The organism is Armatimonadota bacterium, assembly GCA_031432545.1.
In the GTDB taxonomy this organism is placed as follows: Bacteria; Sysuimicrobiota; Sysuimicrobiia; order Sysuimicrobiales; family Sysuimicrobiaceae; genus Caldifonticola; species Caldifonticola tengchongensis.
On sequence record JAVKGX010000011.1, the window covers coordinates 50,074 to 61,571 of the forward strand.

General features: G+C 68.9%; 12 protein-coding genes and 4 tRNA genes. 14 read left to right on the top strand and 2 right to left on the bottom strand.

The window, feature by feature from the left end; translation table 11 throughout:
* Positions 1-16: 16 nt before the first annotated feature.
* From QN163_09495 to QN163_09530, 8 genes are all read left to right on the top strand, one after another.
* Positions 17-1,417: a DUF4097 family beta strand repeat-containing protein gene (locus QN163_09495; protein ID MDR5684246.1), complete on the top strand. Its 1,401-nt coding sequence runs from the start codon at positions 17-19 to the stop codon at positions 1,415-1,417.
* Positions 1,417-1,773, top strand: a complete 357-nt coding sequence (locus tag QN163_09500; protein ID MDR5684247.1) for a hypothetical protein — start codon at positions 1,417-1,419, stop codon at positions 1,771-1,773. The genes QN163_09495 and QN163_09500 overlap by 1 nt, the downstream gene beginning before the upstream one ends.
* Positions 1,774-1,852: 79 nt before the next feature.
* Positions 1,853-2,863 carry an ATP-binding cassette domain-containing protein gene (locus QN163_09505; protein ID MDR5684248.1) on the top strand — a complete coding sequence of 337 codons (1,011 nt, stop codon included), beginning with the start codon at positions 1,853-1,855 and terminating at the stop codon, positions 2,861-2,863.
* Positions 2,860-3,681, top strand: a complete 822-nt coding sequence (locus tag QN163_09510; GenBank protein ID MDR5684249.1) for an ABC transporter permease — start codon at positions 2,860-2,862, stop codon at positions 3,679-3,681. Before QN163_09505 ends, QN163_09510 begins: the two co-directional genes overlap by 4 nt.
* Positions 3,681-4,493 (top strand): ABC transporter permease, encoded by an 813-nt coding sequence (locus tag QN163_09515; protein MDR5684250.1) that lies wholly within the window; start codon positions 3,681-3,683, stop codon positions 4,491-4,493. Before QN163_09510 ends, QN163_09515 begins: the two co-directional genes overlap by 1 nt.
* 78 nt (positions 4,494-4,571) lie before the next feature.
* Positions 4,572-5,492 carry a dihydropteroate synthase gene (gene folP / locus QN163_09520; GenBank protein ID MDR5684251.1) on the top strand — a complete coding sequence of 307 codons (921 nt, stop codon included), beginning with the start codon at positions 4,572-4,574 and terminating at the stop codon, positions 5,490-5,492.
* Positions 5,483-6,094 (top strand): GTP cyclohydrolase I FolE, encoded by a 612-nt coding sequence (folE, locus tag QN163_09525; GenBank protein ID MDR5684252.1) that lies wholly within the window; start codon positions 5,483-5,485, stop codon positions 6,092-6,094. Before folP ends, folE begins: the two co-directional genes overlap by 10 nt.
* Before the next feature lie 17 nt (positions 6,095-6,111).
* Positions 6,112-7,167: an iron ABC transporter permease gene (locus QN163_09530; GenBank protein MDR5684253.1), complete on the top strand. Its 1,056-nt coding sequence runs from the start codon at positions 6,112-6,114 to the stop codon at positions 7,165-7,167.
* An 8-nt stretch (positions 7,168-7,175) separates the two neighbouring features.
* Here the strand turns inward: QN163_09530 and QN163_09535 are convergent.
* Positions 7,176-7,249: transfer RNA gene (locus QN163_09535), tRNA-Cys, on the bottom strand.
* 176 nt (positions 7,250-7,425) lie between these two features.
* On the opposite strand from QN163_09535, the gene QN163_09540 reads away from it, so the two are divergent.
* Genes QN163_09540 through QN163_09550 form a run of 3 tightly spaced genes read left to right on the top strand, consistent with a single transcriptional unit; the run spans position 7,426 to position 10,788 of the window.
* Positions 7,426-8,367, top strand: a complete 942-nt coding sequence (locus tag QN163_09540) for a sugar ABC transporter permease (GenBank protein ID MDR5684254.1) — start codon at positions 7,426-7,428, stop codon at positions 8,365-8,367.
* Positions 8,367-9,215 carry a carbohydrate ABC transporter permease gene (locus tag QN163_09545; protein ID MDR5684255.1) on the top strand — a complete coding sequence of 283 codons (849 nt, stop codon included), beginning with the start codon at positions 8,367-8,369 and terminating at the stop codon, positions 9,213-9,215. The genes QN163_09540 and QN163_09545 overlap by 1 nt, the downstream gene beginning before the upstream one ends.
* A gap of 13 nt (positions 9,216-9,228) precedes the next feature.
* Entirely contained in the window at positions 9,229-10,788 is a 1,560-nt protein-coding gene (locus QN163_09550) for a twin-arginine translocation signal domain-containing protein (protein ID MDR5684256.1), read from the top strand.
* A gap of 11 nt (positions 10,789-10,799) precedes the next feature.
* On the opposite strand, the gene QN163_09555 is transcribed toward QN163_09550, so the two are convergent.
* Positions 10,800-10,874: transfer RNA gene (locus QN163_09555), tRNA-Gly, on the bottom strand.
* A 59-nt stretch (positions 10,875-10,933) separates the two neighbouring features.
* Here QN163_09555 and QN163_09560 point away from each other — a divergent pair.
* The 3 genes from QN163_09560 to QN163_09570 all read left to right on the top strand — a co-directional run.
* A tRNA-Leu gene (locus QN163_09560) sits at positions 10,934-11,022 on the top strand.
* Between the two features lie 271 nt (positions 11,023-11,293).
* A tRNA-Thr gene (locus QN163_09565) sits at positions 11,294-11,369 on the top strand.
* 34 nt (positions 11,370-11,403) lie between these two features.
* Positions 11,404-11,498, top strand: a 95-nt coding sequence (locus QN163_09570; GenBank protein MDR5684257.1) for a GTP-binding protein, incomplete at its 3' end; no start/stop codon positions are given.

Genomic DNA, 11,498 nt, shown 5'->3' on the forward strand with positions numbered 1-11,498 from the left:
GTCGTGGGAGGGCGCGATGAGTGACGAACGCCTGATGGTGCTCAAAATGCTGCGCGACGGCAAGGTCTCGGTCGAAGAGGCGGAGGCCTTGCTGGAGGCGCTGGGCGAGGAGGGGCTGGGCGCGGCACCGGCCGGGGACAGCACCGAGGAGGGGCAACGGCGGGCGCACCAGGATCAGGCCACGGAGGCGTCCGGCGCCCGGCGTGGCCCGGGGCCGGGTCGCGGCTGGGAGGGGCGGGTCGGCCCGAGCTGGGCGTCGTTGGGGCGTGAGGTCGCCGAGGCGGTGCGCGAGGCTGTGGCGGACATCGGCCCCTCGGTGGGCGAGGCGCTGAGGCGGCTGAAGGAGGAGATCAAGGGCGGGGGCGTGGTTTCGGCATCCGCACTGGTACAGGGCCTGTTCGGGTTGGCGTCGGCCGCCGACGAGGTTGGCCTGTCGCATCCGCTCGGCCCCGGCGGACGCCTGCGGGTGCGCAACCCGCGCGGAGACGTGCGCATCGAGCGCTCCCCCGACACACAGGTGCACGTGCAGGCCCGCAGGCAGGCGTGGTTCCGGGACGAGCAGACCGCCCGGTCTCTGCTCGACCGTATCGAGGTCAGGCTCCGACCGCAAGACGGCGACGCCGTCGTCGAGGTCGGCGCCGACCCCGGAGTTCGGTTTCGGGTGGACCTCGTCGTGCGCGTCCCCGACGGGGCGCCCGTCGCAGTCGACGTCGACAGCGGCGACGTGCGGGCGGACGGTCTAGCGGCCGACCTCGAGGTCGAGATCAAGAGCGGAGACCTCGAGATCGGCTCCCACCGCGGAGCCATCCGCGGATCCGTCAACAGCGGGGACGTGCAGATCCGGAAAGCGGCCGCGTGTGTGCTGCGGGTCCTCAGCGGAGACTTCGGTGCCGAGGAGGTCGCCGGCCGTGTCGACCTGTACGTGGCCAGCGGCGACGCGCGGATCGGACGGGTCGGCGGGGAGCTGGTCGCGCAGGTGTTGCACGGAGACCTGGCGGCCGGCCACGTCGTGGGCCACGCCCAGCTGAAGGTGATGAGCGGGGACGCGGAGGTAGGGGAGTGCTCGGGCGACGTGGAGGCGCTCGTCTACAGCGGCGACCTCAAGCTGGGCGTGCGCGGATCCCGATCGACCCGGGCGAAGGCGATGTCCGGGGACGTGGAGGTGCGCATCGTCGCACTGCCCTCCGATGCGGAAGTAGCGCTGGAGACGGTGTCGGGAGACGTCGACCTACTGATCGCTCCGGGCGTCGACGCGAGGGTCAGCGCCCAGACCCGAAGCGGTCAGGTGGACTGGTCGATCCCCGCACAGATCGTCCAGCGGTCCCGGGCCGCGGTGGAGGGCGTCGTCGGATCGGGCCAGGCCACGGTGTCGATCCACGCCCTAGCTGGCGACATCTCCGTCCGCGAGGCGACCTGATGGAAGAGCGGTCGCGGATCCTGCAGATGGTGCGCGAGGGCAGGTTGTCGGTCGAAGAAGCCGACAGGCTGCTGCGGGCGCTGGAGGCCGACCTCCAGCGGGCGTCGGCGGGCCGCAGCCGCGTCTTGCGGGTCCGCATCACGAGTCACCGCGGGGACGACATGAACGTCGCGCTCCCTCTGGCGGTCGCGGACATGATCCTGCGGTTTTTGCCCAAGGGGCTGCGCGTCACCACGCAGGAAGGAGAGGTTGACCTCGCGCGGCTGGTCACCGAGGTCCGCGACAGCGGAGCCCAGGGCGCGATCGTCGATGTCACCGACCACCGGGGCGACCGTATCCAGGTTACCGTCGAATAGCAGGCCGCGCCGTCCCACGACCAATCCAGCTCGGCGTCAAGGCTCGACGGCTACGCCTGGGTCGGCTGCAGGAGTGTAGATGATCAACGCGATCGAACTGCACGACGTGCGCAAGGAGTACCCGAAACGCCGGCAGGGCGTGTGGCCCTTCCGCGGGGGCGGACCCCAGACCCTCACCGCCGTGGACGGCGTGACGCTGCACGTCCCGCAGGGCGAGTTCTTCGGCCTGCTGGGCCCCAACGGCGCCGGCAAGACCACCATCGTGCGGATGATCTGCACGCTGCTGGAGCCGACGTCCGGCACCGTGCGCGTGCTCGGCTACGACGCAGTGCGCCGGCCCGCCGACGTGCGCGCCCGCTTGGGGGCCGTCCTCACCGGCGAGCGGTCGGTGTACTGGAAGCTGAGCGGGCGCGAGAACCTCGAGTACTTCGCGGCCCTGTACGGCGTCCCGCCGCGACAGACCCGCGGCCGCATCGAGGAGGTGCTGAGTCGTGTGGATCTGGCGGACCGGGCCGACGAACTCGTGGAGCGCTACTCCCACGGGATGCGCCAGCGCCTCATCCTGGCCCGCGCCCTGCTGCCGGATCCGCCCCTGCTGGTCCTGGACGAACCGACCATCGGCCTCGATCCGCAGGCCGCACGGAACCTGCGCGATCTGCTGCGGGAACTGCACCGGGCTGGCAAGACCGTCCTGCTGACCACGCACTACATGGAAGAAGCTGACCAGCTCTGCCAGCGCGTCGGCATCATCGACCGCGGGAGGATCATCGCGTTGGACACCCCCGTCAACCTCAAGCGCGGCCTGAGTGGCACGAAGGCGATCGAACTGGAGGCGGTGGGCGGGGACGGATCGGCCGCGCGGGCCCTGCGGGCGATCCCGGGGGTCGAGCAGGTCGCACACGACCAGGGTGCCGAAGGCGTCGTGCGGTACCGGGTGCTCGCCGCCCACCCCCGGGCCGTGCTCGCCTCCGCGGTGGGTGCGGTCAGCGCCGACGGTGCCCGTCTGCAGCACGTGCGGGTCGCAGAGCCCACGCTGGAGGACGTGTTCCTGGCGCTGACAGGACGGACCCTGCGGGAGGAGGTCGCGTGAGCGCGCTGCGTGTGGTCGGCGCCACGGCGCTGCGCGAGTGGCGGATGTGGCTGCGCTACCCGCTGTTCGTGGCGGCGTTCTTCTTGTGGCCGGTGCTGTTCGGTTTCGGTCTGGTGTTCACTGCGCGCGCATTGGCCGGCCCCGAGGGCGCGGCCGCCGGCTTCCTCTCCTCGGCGGGCACGGCGGACTACGCGACTTTCCTCGCGCTGGGAACCGCCACCTGGATGATCCTCAACTGGTCACTGTGGGTCCTGGGGATGTCGCTGCGGCAGGAACAGTGGCGCGGCACGCTGGAAGCGGTCTGGGCGACACCCGCCCCCATATCGCTGGTCATGCTGGGCTGGGCGGTCGCGTCGTCCGCGGGATCGCTCGTCGGATTCGCGGTGACGTTCTTGCAGTTCGACCTGTTGCTGGGCGCTTCGTGGCGCGGCAACGCCCTTGGGGTCGCCGTCGTCCTGGCGGCGTCCATGCCGGCGCTGTACGGCTTCGGCGTGTTGTTCGCATCGTTGGTGCTGTGGGCGAAGGAGGCGCAGGCCGCGGTGTTCTTCGTCCGTGGCGTGTTCACGATCTGCGCGGGGATCACTTACCCGCTGTCCATGCTCCCCCAGCAGATGCAGGCCTTCGCGTGGTGGCTGCCAATGACGCACATGGTGGAAGGAGTGCGGCTGGCCGGGCTTCACGGGGCCGCGCTGCCCGAACTGCTGCCGACGGTTGGGGTGCTGCTGGCTTTCGGCGCGGTCTTGGTGGTGCTGGGGCAACGGGCCCTCGCATGGTGCGACCGGCGCGTCAAGACCTTGGGTACCACGGGGGTGTTCTGATGGCATGGCGCGCGGTCGTGGCGACGGCGGTGCGCTCGCTGCGTGCGTACTTCCGCTATCCGTTCAACGCGGTGATGCAGCTGTTCAACTTCGTCGCCTGGCTACCGCCGCTGTACTTCCTCGGACGGGCGTTCATGGTCGACGGCAGCCTCCCGGGGCTGGCCGCCTACGCAGGCACCGACGACTACGCAGCGTTCTTGGTCGTGGGTTGGATCGCCGCGGGGTTCGTCTACGCGGCCTACTGGGGCGTTGGGTTCAGCCTGTACGAGGAGATGACGACGGGGACATTGGAAGCGGTGTGGCTGGCACCGGCGCCGCGGTGGGCCGTGTTGGTGGGGCGGTCGGTGCACATGCTGGTCGTCACCGCTGTGCAGGCAGGCGTCGTGCTCGCGGCATCCTGGCTGCTGGGCGTGCGCTTCGCACCCGACGCTGTGCGCGCGGTATGGGTCCTGCTGCCTGGCCTGGTTGCCCTGTACGGGTTGGGACTCGCCGTCGCCGCCCTCGTCCTGGTGGCCAAGAACCCCAACAACCTGATCGACATGGTCAGTTACGGGATGAACTTCCTGTCCGGGGACCGCGTCCCGGTGGCATCGTTCCCCGCACCGCTGCTGTGGCTCGCACTGGCGATGCCCACCACCTACGCGTTCGACGGGATCCGTCACGCGCTGCTGGGGACGACGCCCCTGCTTCCGTTCTGGACGGAGTTGGTGCTCCTGTGCGCTCTGGCGCTGCTGACCGCCGGGCTCGGGTGGGTGGCGTTTCGGGCCGCCGACCGCCGCGTCCGCGTCGGCGGCACGCTGGGGCATCACTGACGCGATCGCAAAAGGCCTAGATGCGGACCGAGACGATGGGCCGCAGCGGCGTCGGGTCGGGGGCGAGGATCACGGACGGTGAGCGGCCGCCCGGCCGCTGCCGTACAATGGGAATTCGTGGAGTGGCCCGGGCCTTCGGTTCTGCGTCTGCGCGATCGTGCCCTGGATCTGTCCCGTGTGCACGTCGTCGGGATCCTCAATGTCACCGACGACTCCTTCTACGCCGCGGCGCGCCACCCCAGCCCCGCAGCGGCTGTGGCGAGAGCGTACGAGATCGCATCGGAGGGCGCCGACCTGATCGAGGTCGGCGGCGAGTCGGCCCGGCCCGGACCCCCGGTCGATGAGAGCGAAGAACTCCGCCGGGTCGTGCCACTCGTCGAGAGGATCGTCGCCGAAGTGGGGCTTCCGGTCGTGGTGGAGACCGTCAAACCGGTTGTGGCGTGCGAGGCGGTGGCGGCCGGTGCGGTCTGCATCAACGACGTCAGCGGGTTGCGGCGGCCCGAGGTGGCGGAGGCCGCGGCGTCCGCGGGCGCCGGGTTGGTCATCATGCACCGCCGCGGCCCCCACAAAGTCCCGGCCCCCACTGTCGAGGGCGACGTCGTGGCGGAGGTTTGCGCCTTCTTGCGGGAGAAAGCGGAGTCCGCGCGGGCGATCGGCGTGGGGCCCGACCGGATCCTGATCGACCCCGGGTTCAGCTTCGACAAGACACCCGCCCAGGATGCCGAACTCTTGCGCCGCCTGGCGGAGGTCGCCGGCCTCGGCTACCCTATCTACCTGGCGACATCCCGCAAGAACTACCTCCGCGACCTACTCGGATTGCCGGCCGAACAGCTTCTGGAAGCCACCCTCGCGGCCGTCGCGCTGGCCATCGAGCGCGGGGCGCGCGTCGTCCGGGCGCATGACGTGCGCGCCGTCGTGCGGGTCGCCCGGATCGTGGAGGCCGTACTCAGAACGCACGCAGCAGAACGTGCCGATGTAGGAGGCGACGGATGGACGTGAAGGCCGCGACGAGGAACGACGATCTGAGTCCCGCACGTCTCGACCGTGCCCGCATCGAGGCGGCGGTGCGGGAGATCCTGGAGGCGATCGGCGAGGACGCACAGCGCGAGGGCCTGGCCCAGACGCCGCGGCGGATCGCCGAGATGTACGAGGAACTGTTCGCCGGGCTGCACCACGACCCCCGCGAGCTGCTGGAGGTCGGGTTCGACGACGAGGATCACCACGAGATGGTGGTCGTCAGGGACATCCCCTTCTACAGCATGTGCGAGCATCACCTCATGCCGTTTCACGGCGTGGCGCACGTCGGCTACATCCCGCGGGGCCGGATCCTGGGTGTCAGCAAGATCGCCCGTCTGGTCGAGATCCTGGCGCGCCGACCGCAGGTCCAGGAGCGGCTGACGTCGCAGATCGCCGACTTCCTGTGCGTGGAAGGCTTGGGTGCCCTCGGTGCCGGCGTCGTGATCGAAGCGGAGCATCTGTGCATGACTGCACGCGGCATCCGCAAGCCCGGCAGCAAGGTCGTCACCTCCGCGACGCGCGGAGTGTTTCGCGACGATGCGCGCACGCGCGCGGAGTTCTTCTCCCTGGTTGGTCACAGTTGAGACCTTCCTCGCACTGAATGCTTCCGGAGCCGTCGCGCGCGACCGTTCTCCTAGGCAGCGCGGTGCTGCTCGCCATCAGTGTGGGAGCCGGCGTGGCGGTCGGCTCGGTCTCGGTGCCGCTGCCATTGACGGTCCGGGCCCTGCTGGACCCGGCGTCCGTCCCGCCGGAGTTGCGGACGATCGTCGCGGACCTGCGCGCGCCGCGCGTGCTGCTGGCGGCCCTCGTCGGCGGGGGATTGGCGGCGTCGGGCGTGACCTACCAGGGATTGTTCCGCAACGCGCTGGCCGATCCGTACGTGATCGGTGTTTCCGCGGGCGCCGCCCTGGGCGCGGTGGTCGCCATTGCCCTCGGAGCGGGAGGGCTCACGGTGCCGATCGCCGCGTTCGCGAGCGCGCTGTGCACCGTGGGGTTGGTGTTCCAGATCGCACGGCGCCGGGGGGTGGTGCGCATGGAACACCTGCTGCTGGCCGGCCTAGCCGTCGGCGCGTTCTTCGCCGCACTGCTGTCGGTCGTGCTGATCCTGGCATCCGGATCGCTGCAGCAATCGCTCGCGTGGCTGATGGGCGGGTTCGGTGGCCGCGGATGGCGTCACGTGGGGATCGCCACGCCGTTCGTCGTCTTCGGGTACGTGCTGGCCCAGCTGCGCACGCGGGAACTCGACCTGCTCTTGCTTTCGGAGGATGAAGCGCGGTCGATGGGTGTGCACGTCTCGCGGACGCGGGGGGTGCTGATCGCCGCGGCGACCCTGATGACCGCGGCCTCCGCGGCCGTCGCCGGCCTGATCGGTTTCGTGGGTCTGATCGTGCCGCACCTGGTGCGGCGCCTGACCGGCCCGGACCACAGAGTCTTGCTTCCGGCGTCGGCGCTGTGCGGGGGATCGCTGGTGGTGCTGGCCGACCTCGCCGCGCGCACGGTCGCTCCGCCCATCGAGATCCCCGTGGGGGCGGTGACGGCGCTGCTGGGCGTGCCGTTCTTCCTGTGGCTGCTGTTCCGAGGGGAAGCGCGGGCGGCGGGCGGAGGCCAGGAGCCCGACACGAACGATCCGCCCCGTCGGCCCTGGACCGCCGGCTGATCGAACCCTGGAGGCGACGCCCGGATTCGAACCGGGGGTGGGGGTTTTGCAGACCCCTGCCTTGCCGCTTGGCTACGTCGCCTCGGGCAACTGCATTGTAACATCGTCTGTTGCCACCTGCCACGGACTCGCCGGGTCGACCCGCAAGGTCGATGTAGTATAATTCGTGCTGCACTCCTGCTGCAGCGGCCCAAGGCGTACGGTGACGGATCCGGTGTCGCCTCCGCTCGACCGGACAGCCCGCGGGGAGGCCGTCGCATGAGATCGGCGGCGGTCGGGGTGCGCTCCGTGGCCGATGCACTGGCCCGAGGCGGGCGCTGGGCGCGGCGGGAGCGGGTCCTAGGGCCGGCGCTGATCCTGCCAGCCTTCCTGTACGTCGCCCTCCTCGTTGGACTGCCCTTCCTGTATGCCCTCTACCTCAGCATGAGCGACGCCACGACAGGGAATCCCTACGGGTCTTTCATCGGGTTGAGGAACTTCGTCGAGGTCGTCGAGACGCCGGTGTTCCAAAACGCCGTCAGGAACACGTTCGTCTTCACGATCTCCGCCCAGTTGGCAACCGTCGTGCTCGCCAATGTCCTGGCGCGGGCCCTCAACGCGAGCTTCCGCGGCAAGGGGCTGGTCCTGTTCCTGATCCTCCTCCCATGGGTCGCACCCGTCTCGCTCGCTACGATCGGTTGGCTGTGGATCCTGCACGCACGGTTCAGCGTCATCGACTGGGTCCTGTGGCAGCTGAGCCTGCTGCCCCACGACACGAACATGTTCTGGCTGGGCAAGCCCAACCTCGCGATGCTGTCGGTCGTCACGGTGCACGTCTGGCGGTTGTTGCCGTTCGCCACCGTCGTGCTTCTCGCGGGCCTGACCTCGCTGCCCAGGGACCTGCTCGACCAGGCCGAGGTGGACGGCGCCGGATTCTGGCGCCGATTGTTCCAGGTGGAATTGCCTCTGCTGCTGCCGATCACCAGCGTCGTCGTGCTGTTCGGCACGATCTTCACCTTCACCGACATGGCGGTCGTGTACGTCCTCACACGCGGCGGCCCGTTCGACACCACCCAGGTGCTGTCGAGCCTCGCGTTCTTCAAAGGGATCGTGGGCGGCAACCTCAGCGTCGGGGCGGCGATTTCCCTGTTCCTGTTCCCGGTCCTGTTCATCGTCGCGATCCTGGTCCTCCGGATCGCCCGCAGCGCGGAGGTGACCTGATGTTCCGTCGTTGGCGGCGGCGGGCGCGGTCGGTGGGGCGGACGGCGATCCTCGGGCTCTTCTCGGTCTTCGCGGCGTTCCCGTTCGCGTGGATGCTCATCACGGCGTTCAAGCGCAACTCGGATCTGTACAACCCGGCGAACAACCCGTTCTGGTTCAACGAACCCCCCACGCTCGAGCACCTGCACTACGTCTTCACGAAGACGATGTACGCGAACTGGATCACCAACACCGCGATCATCGGGGTCGCCGTCGTGGTGATCACCCTGCTGCTGGCCCTGCCCGCCGGGTACAGCCTGTCCCGGTTCCTCGGCGCACACGGCACGCGGCTGGGGATCGCGATGTTCCTCGTTTACTTGGTGCCCCCGACGCTGCTGTTCATCCCGCTGGCGCGCGTAGTCAGTGACCTGGGCATCCACAATACGGTGTGGTCGCTCATCGTCGTCTACCCAACGATCACCGTGCCATTCTCCACCTGGTTGCTCATGGGTTTCTTCAAGTCCATTCCGCGCGAGCTGGAAGAACAGGCGCTGGTGGACGGCTACGGTCGACTGGGGTCGTTCCTACGGATCACCCTGCCGCTGGCAGTGCCCGGGATCGTCGCGGTGGTGATCTTCAGCTTCACGATCTCCGCGCAGGAGTTCGTGTACGCGCTGACGTTCGTTACGAACACGGCGCAGAAGACGGTCAGCGTCGGCGTCCCGGCGGACATGGTCCGTGGGGACATCTTCGATTGGGGGCCGCTGATGGCGTCGGCCTTTCTGGCCAGCGTGCCGGTGGCGGTCCTGTACTACTTCGTGCTGGACAAATTCGTCTCGGGATTCACGACCGCGGGCGCAATTCGCTAAAGGGGGTGCGGGCATGGAGGACGATCGGGAGGAAACGCGGTGGGTGCAGGTCGCAGACGGTCGCTGGCGCCGGATGACCCGGCGTGAGTTCCTTCGGCTCGCGGGCGCGGGGCTGGCCGCGGCCAGCGTCGGCCCGTTCGTGTTCACCTCGAAGAGCTTTGCCCAGCAGCCAACGCTGCGGATCCTCCAGTGGCGGCATTTCGTTCCCCCGTACGACGAGTGGTTCGACAACGTCTTCGCACCCCGATGGGGCCAGAGGAACGGCGTGCGGGTCGTGGTGGAACACGTCGGGCTCGCGGAGATCCCGGCGATCGCCGCGGGGGAGGCCGCGCGGGTGGCGGCGGGCGCGGATCCCGGCCACGACCTCATCCAGCACCTCACGCCGCCGGCCACGCTGGAGCGCCAAGTGGACGCCGACGCACACCGCGAGGTGATCGAGGAGCTCAAGCGCAGGGTCGGTCCCTACATCGAGCTCGCCGAAAAGAGCACCTTCAACCCGGTGACGCGCCGCTACTTCGGCGTGTCGGACAACTTCGTGCCGGATCCGATGCACTACCGCGGATGGCTATGGCGCCAGGCGGCGGCCCGCGTGACGGGCGATCGCCGTGTGCCGGCAGCAGGCCCGGTGACTTGGGACCACGTCCGATGGGCCGGAAGGGAGCTCAAGCGGATGGGTCATCCCGTCGGCCTGGGGCTGTCGCAGGAGATCGACACGGGGATGTTCCTGCGCGCGCTGATGTACTCGTGGGGCACGTCCGAGCAGGACGAGGGCGGCAACGTCGTCCTCGACAGGCCGCCGTTCCGCCAGCGGACGCTCGACGCGCTGCGGTTCGTCAAGGCGCTGTACGATGAGACGATGTTCCCCGGCGTGTTTGCGTGGACCGCGGCGTCCAACAACGAGGAGTTCCTGGCCGGGCGTGTGTCGATCGCGATGAACGCGATCTCGATCACCCGGACCGCCCAGTCCATGGCCGCACAGGCCATCCGCCGCGGCGAGAACCCGAACGAGTCCCGGGCCGTCCTGCTCGCGCGGGACACGTTGATCACCGAGCGGGCTCCGGCGGGGCCAGCCGGAGCCAGAGGTCTGGAGCACGTCATGGGTGTGTACACGCTGTGGCGGAACCGCCCGCGGCCGGTCCGGGAAGCGGCCAAGAAGTTCCTCATCGACCTGATCCTGAGCTTCGACCCTGACGTTGCGGCGCGGGAGGGATGGCCGCCCGGCAAGTTCCAGGCCAGCCAGGCGTACGACTACCCGACGTTCCAGAACTCCATTTCGCGCGCCAAACGGCTCGCCTACCTCCGGGACGACCCCGTCAGCAAGGCGGCGGGAGACCGTCCCGACAAACTCGCAACCATCGAGACGGCGTACGAATGGGCACACAATGTCGGATGGCCGGGACCGTCGAGCGCCGCCATCGACGAGGTCTTCAACACCTGGATCCTGAACGTGATGTTCGCGCGCGTGGCACAGGGCATCGACACGCCGGAGCGTGCCCTCGACGCCGCCGCCGGACAGATGCGCAGGATCTTCCAGAAGTGGAGGGAGCAGGGCCTGGTGGGTGGTAGCCGATAGGTTCTCGGGGCTGGAGCGGGAGACGGGATTCGAACCCGCGACCTTCTGCATGGCAAGCAGACGCTCTACCCCTGAGCTACTCCCGCCCGCTGCACGCCCCATTATAGGGTTGCCCTGCGGCGGGCGCAATGCGTAGGCTGGGGACGGGCGGGTGGCGAAGACGGCAAACGCGGCGGACTTAAAATCCGCTGGGCCAAAGGGTCCTTGTGGGTTCAAGTCCCACCCCGCCCACCACCCTCCGAGACGGGGGCGTCTAGCCGCTTGCGAAAAAGACCAGGTACACCAGCAGCGCGATGAGGATCCACAGCAGTATGCTCACGGTCAGCCCTCCGGTGGGAGTGTGTCCTCTCACGTCTAAGATCCATATTCCAGCGGTGGCAGGCGCATTCCTGCGCCAGGCCGAAAGCCTTGCACGAAGCCGGTTTCCTTGACACTCGATCGGCCGTTGCTATAATCGTCACGGATTTCTGGCCCGGCGGGCACGTGCCGGGCCGTTGCGTTGGTCGCCCACGTAGCTCAGGAGGCAGAGCGCGTCCTTGGTAAGGACGAGGTCACCGGTTCGAGTCCGGTCGTGGGCTCCAGGATGGTTGCGGACCACCGACACGGAGGGATGGGATGGCCAAGCCGAAGTTTGAGCGGACGAAGCCGCACGTGAACATTGGGACGATTGGGCATGTAGATCATGGGAAGACGACGTTGACGGCGGCGAT

Bases quoted from the DNA above. Each gene is read 5' to 3' on its own strand.
- QN163_09495 (MDR5684246.1), top strand. From the start codon at position 17: ATGAGTGACGAACGCCTGATGGTGCTCAAAATGCTGCGCGACGGCAAG.
- QN163_09500 (MDR5684247.1), top strand. From the start codon at position 1,417: ATGGAAGAGCGGTCGCGGATCCTGCAGATGGTGCGCGAGGGCAGGTTG.
- QN163_09505 (MDR5684248.1), top strand. From the start codon at position 1,853: ATGATCAACGCGATCGAACTGCACGACGTGCGCAAGGAGTACCCGAAA.
- QN163_09515 (MDR5684250.1), top strand. From the start codon at position 3,681: ATGGCATGGCGCGCGGTCGTGGCGACGGCGGTGCGCTCGCTGCGTGCG.
- folE (MDR5684252.1), top strand. From the start codon at position 5,483: ATGGACGTGAAGGCCGCGACGAGGAACGACGATCTGAGTCCCGCACGT.
- QN163_09530 (MDR5684253.1), top strand. From the start codon at position 6,112: ATGCTTCCGGAGCCGTCGCGCGCGACCGTTCTCCTAGGCAGCGCGGTG.
- QN163_09540 (MDR5684254.1), top strand. From the start codon at position 7,426: ATGAGATCGGCGGCGGTCGGGGTGCGCTCCGTGGCCGATGCACTGGCC.
- QN163_09545 (MDR5684255.1), top strand. From the start codon at position 8,367: ATGTTCCGTCGTTGGCGGCGGCGGGCGCGGTCGGTGGGGCGGACGGCG.
- QN163_09550 (MDR5684256.1), top strand. From the start codon at position 9,229: ATGGAGGACGATCGGGAGGAAACGCGGTGGGTGCAGGTCGCAGACGGT.